This window comes from Streptomyces durocortorensis (assembly GCF_016901035.1).
In the GTDB taxonomy this organism is placed as follows: domain Bacteria; phylum Actinomycetota; class Actinomycetes; order Streptomycetales; family Streptomycetaceae; genus Streptomyces; species Streptomyces durocortorensis.
Genome location: NZ_JAFEUF010000576.1, coordinates 1 through 315 on the forward strand (window position 1 = coordinate 1; position 315 = coordinate 315).

At 68.3% G+C, this 315-nt stretch carries 1 protein-coding gene; it reads left to right on the top strand.

Annotated elements, in window-relative coordinates; genetic code table 11:
* Window positions 1-315: hypothetical protein (locus JS521_RS36135; RefSeq protein WP_205087046.1), on the top strand; the 315-nt coding region annotated here is incomplete at both ends.

Consider the following 315-nt stretch of genomic DNA (forward strand, 5'->3'; position numbering starts at 1 on the left):
CAGAAGATCCAGGCGTCCAAGTGGGAGATCATCGCCGAGATCATCATGCTGATCGCCGAACTGGCGATCCTGGCGGCACTGATCGCGTTCACCGGCGGCGCCTCGGTCTCGCAGATGTTCCTGGCGCGGGCCCGGAGCAAGCTCGCGATCCTCATCATCATCGACCGCCTGCTGCGGATGTCGCCCGCCGGGTCGCCCCTGGGACAGGCGATCCAGGAGGCCATCGTGGCGCTGGGGGTCCGGCTGGCGCAGATCGGGTTGAACACCGGGGGCCGGAAGCCCGGGGGAGTGGACTGGAAGGACGTCGGTGTCGCG